This window comes from Streptomyces sp. NPDC006368, from assembly GCF_040612535.1.
Lineage (GTDB): Bacteria > Actinomycetota > Actinomycetes > Streptomycetales > Streptomycetaceae > Streptomyces.
Genome location: NZ_JBEXQK010000093.1, coordinates 1 through 4,789, shown reverse-complemented (window position 1 = coordinate 4,789; position 4,789 = coordinate 1). Strand labels below are relative to the sequence as shown.

The window sequence follows — 4,789 nt, the reverse complement described above, 5'->3', positions numbered from 1 at the left end:
CGATGGTGCCACAGAAGAACTCGCCCCGCGCGGCGCTGGCCGCCGCCGGCGGCGGCACGGCGTGGGCCGAGCGGACCGCCGCCCTCCCCGAGGAGCAGCGGCGCGAGACGGTCCTCGACCTCGTGCGGGACACGGTCGCCGGGGTCCTCGGCCACACCGATCCGCACCGCCTGGACCCCAGGCGCGCCTTCAACGAGATCGGCTTCGACTCGCTCGCCGGGGTGGAGCTGCGCAACCGGCTCAACGCCGCCACCGGGCTGCGGTTGTCCGCCACGGTCGTCTTCGACCACCCGTCGCCCGAGGCGGTCGCCGCACACCTGCTGTCCCGGCTGACCACGACCACCGCCGCCGCGCCCGAGGCGCGTCCGGCGCGGGAGGCCGCCGACGCGGACGAGCCGATCGCGATCGTCGGCATGGCGTGCCGTTACCCGGGCGGGGTCTCCTCGCCCGAGGACCTGTGGCGGCTCGTCATGGACGGTGGGGACGCGGTGTCCGGATTCCCCGTGAACCGTGGCTGGGACCTGGACGCGCTGTACGACCCGGACCCGGAGCGGACCGGCACGTCGTATGTGCGGCACGGCGGGTTCCTGCACGAGGCGGACCAGTTCGACCGCGAGTTCTTCGGCATCTCGCCCCGTGAGGCGACCGCGACCGACCCGCAGCACCGGCTGCTGCTGGAGACGGCGTGGGAGACGTTCGAGAACGCCGGGATCGACCCCACCGGTCTGCGCGGCTCGCGCACGGGCGTGTTCACCGGCGCCATGTACGACGACTACGTGTCCCGGCTGGCGGCGAGCCCGGAGGAGTACGAGGGCTTCCTCCTCGCGGGGAACCTGTCCAGCGTCGTGTCGGGCCGGCTGTCCTACACGTACGGCTTCGAGGGCCCGGCCGTCACCGTCGACACGGCGTGCTCGTCGTCGCTGGTCGCGCTGCACCTGGCGGCGAACGCGCTGCGCAACGGCGAGTGCGACCTCGCACTGGCCGGCGGGGTCACCGTCATGGCGGGGCCGCACGTCTTCATCGAGTTCTCCCGTCAGCGCGGGCTGTCGCCCGACGGGCGTTCCAAGTCCTTCGCCGCCGCCGCCGACGGCACGGGCTGGTCGGAGGGCGTCGGGCTGCTGCTCGTCGAGCGGCTCTCCGACGCGCGCCGCAACGGCCACCAGGTCCTGGCGGTGCTGCGGGGCAGCGCGGTCAACCAGGACGGCGCCAGCAACGGCCTGACCGCCCCCAACGGCCCCTCCCAGGAGCGGGTCATCCGCCAGGCCCTCGACAGCGCGGGACTGCGGCCCGCCGACGTCGACGCCGTCGAGGCCCACGGCACCGGCACCCGGCTCGGCGACCCGATCGAGGCACAGGCCCTCCTCGCCACCTACGGGCAGGACCGCGAACAGCCCCTGCTGCTCGGCTCACTGAAGTCCAACATCGGACACGCCCAGGCCGCCGCCGGTGTCGGCGGTGTCATCAAGATGGTGCAGGCCATGCGCCACGGTGTCCTGCCCAGGACCCTCCACGTCGACGAGCCGACGCCGCACGTCGACTGGACGGCCGGAGCCGTGGAGCTGCTCACCGAGGCCACCCAGTGGCCCCAGACCGACCGGCCGCGCCGCGCCGGTGTCTCCTCCTTCGGCATCAGCGGCACCAACGCCCACGTGATCATCGAGCAGGTGGAGGAGGAGGAAGTCTCCGGTGCCTCCGGCCCCGCCTCCCCCGCCCCGTGGATCCTCTCCGCGCGTGCCGAGGACGCCCTGCGCGCCCAGGCCGAGCGGCTGCACGACCACCTGACCGCCCACCCCGACCTGAGCGCCGCCGACGCCGGGTACTCGCTGGCCACCGCCCGCGCCCTGCACGACCACCGGGCCGTCGTCGTCGCCGCCGACCGCGACGAGCTGCTCGACGGGCTCCGCGCGCTCGCCCGGGGCGAGGCCACCCCGGCCGTGCTGCGGGCCGGTGCCGAACGGCGCGGCAAGACCGCGTTCCTGCTGACCGGGCAGGGCTCCCAGCGCCTCGGCATGGGCCGGGAGCTGTACGAGACGTCCCCGGTGTTCGCCGCCGCGCTCGACGAGGTGTGCGCGCATCTGGACCGCGAGCTCGTCCGGCCCCTCAGGACCGTGCTGTTCGCCCCGGCGGACTCCGCCGATTCGGCGCTGCTCGACCAGACGGCGTTCACCCAGGCGGCGCTGTTCGCCCTGGAGACCGCGCTGTTCCGGCTGGCCGAACACCACGGTCTCACCCCGGATTTCCTGCTGGGCCACTCCATCGGCGAGGTCACCGCGGCCCACCTGGCGGGCGTGCTCGACCTGCCGGACGCCTGCGTGCTGGTCGCCGAGCGCGGCCGGCTGATGCAGGCGGCACGGGAGGGCGGCGCCATGGCCGCCGTCGAGGCCGCGGAGGACGAGGTGCGCGCCTCGCTCGCGCCGTACGGCGACCGGGTCGCGATCGCGGGCGTCAACGGGCCCCGGTCCACCGTGATCTCCGGTGACGCGCCGGCCGTCGACGAGATCGCCGCGCACTGGAAGCGGGAGGGCCGCAGGACCAAGCGCCTGCCGGTCAGCCACGCCTTCCACTCCCCGCACATGGAGGAGGTGCTCGACGAGTTCCGGGCGGTCGCGGAGGGCCTCACCTTCCACGAGCCGCGCATCCCGGTCGTCTCCAACGTCACCGGCGCCCTCGCGACCGCCGAGGAGCTGGCCTCGCCCGGCTACTGGGCGCGGCACATCCGCGAGGCGGTCCGCTTCCTCGACGGCGTACGGCTGCTGGAGGCGCGCGGGGTGACCGAGTGGCTGGAGCTGGGACCGGACGGGGTGCTGACCGCCCTGGTCCAGGAGTCCCTGACCGGGGAGACCGGTGTCGTCGTACCGGCCCTGCGCGGGGGCCGCCCGGAGGACCGGGCGTTCGCCTCGGCGATCGGACTGCTCGCCGCCCGCGGCGCACGGCTGCGCTGGGACACCGTGTTCCCCGGCGCCCGCCGGACGGGCCTGCCGGGCTACGCCTTCCAGCGGCAGCGGTACTGGCTGGACGCCCCCGCCACCGTGGGCGACGCCGCCGGGTTCGGGCTGGCCCCGGCGGACCACCCGCTGCTGGGTGCCGCGGTCACGCTGGCGGACCGCGACGAGCAGGTCTTCACCGGACGGCTCTCGCGCCACAGCCACCCGTGGCTGGCCGACCACGCCGTCGCGGGCACCGTGCTCGTGCCCGGGACCGGGCTGCTGGAACTCGCGCTGCGGGCCGGGGAGCGGTCCGGCGCCGGCTCGGTGGACGAACTGACCCTGGCCGCGCCGCTGGTGCTGCCCGAGCGCGGTGGCGTGCAGCTCCAGGTGGCGGTCGGCGCGGCCGAGGCGTCCGGCGCGCGCACCGTACAGATCCACTCGCGGCCCGACAGCGGGGCGGCGGAGGAGGAGTGGACGCTCCACGCCCATGGCACCCTGCGCGGCGAGGACGACAGCGCGCCCGTCGACGACCTCACGGCGTGGCCGCCGGCCGGTGCCGTGGAGACCGACCTGACCGGCGCGTACGACCGGCTCGACGAGCAGGGCTACGCGTACGGGCCCGCCTTCCGGAACCTGCGACGGCTCTGGACGGCCGGCACCGACCTGTACGCGGAGGTCGTCCTGGGGGACGAACAGCGCGCGGACGCCGCCCGCTTCGGCCTGCACCCCGCGCTCCTGGACGCCGCGCTGCACCCGCTGCTGCCCGGGGTCGCCAAGGAGTCGGGTCCGGCGCTGCTGCCGTTCGCGTGGTCCGGGGCCACCCTGTACGCCACCGGGGCCACGGTCCTGCGGGTACGGCTCGCCCTCACCGGCACGGACGACCGGTCCCCGACCGTCGCGCTGACCGTGGCGGACGGCACCGGGGCGCCCGTCGCCGCCGTCGAGGAGTTGTCCCTGCGCCCGCTGTCCGCCGAGGCGCTGCGCGCCGCGGACTCCACCGCGACCGACGGGCTGATGCGGGTCGACTGGACCCCGCTGTCCGGCGGGCTGACGGGCGGGGACCGGAGCGGCTGGGCCGTGGTGGGCGAACAGGCCTCCGACGACCGGGGCTCCGGCGGTCCGCGCCGGTACGCGGACATCGCCGCCGTCGTCCGGGCGATGGACGAGGGCACGCCCGCGCCGGCCGTCCTGATCACCCCGTACGTCACGGACAGGGACCCCGACGCCGGCCCGGCGGAGGCGGCACGCGCCGAACTGGGGCGTGCGCTGGCCGACGTACAGGCGTGGCTGGGGGACGACCGGTTCGCCGGGACGCGGTTCGTCGCCGTGACCCGCGGGGCCGTCGCGACGGCACCGGGAGAGGACGTGACCGACCTGGTCCACGCCCCGCTGTGGGGGCTGCTGCGTTCCGCGCAGACCGAGCACCCGGGCCGCATCCAGCTCATCGACATCGAGACGGACACGGGAACGGCAACCGGCGACGGCGTGGCGGGCCTGTCGGCCCGTGCCGTGGACAGCGGGGAGCCGCAGTCGGCGGTGCGGAACGGCGAGCTCGTCGTGCCGCGCCTGGCCCGGACCCGGCAGCCGGACGGACCCGACGCCACGCGGGAGGAGACTCCGGTGTGGGGCGACGGCACGGTGCTGATCACCGGCGCCACCGGCGCCCTCGGAGCGATCCTGGCCCGGCATCTGGTGGTGGAGCACGGCGTACGCGGACTGCTGCTGGTCAGCCGCCGGGGCATCGACGCCCCGGGCGCGGCCGAGCTGCGCGACGAGCTGACCGCGCTCGGCGCCGACGTCTCGGTCGAGGCGTGCGACGTCACCGACCGCGACGCGCTCGCCGAACTGCTGGCCGGGGTCAA

The 4,789-nt window shown here is 75.8% G+C and carries 1 protein-coding gene; it reads left to right on the top strand.

Features of this window, described 5'->3' with window-relative positions; genetic code table 11:
• On the top strand, positions 1–4,789 hold a 4,789-nt coding region (locus tag ABZZ38_RS30245; RefSeq protein WP_356745713.1), incomplete at both ends, for a type I polyketide synthase.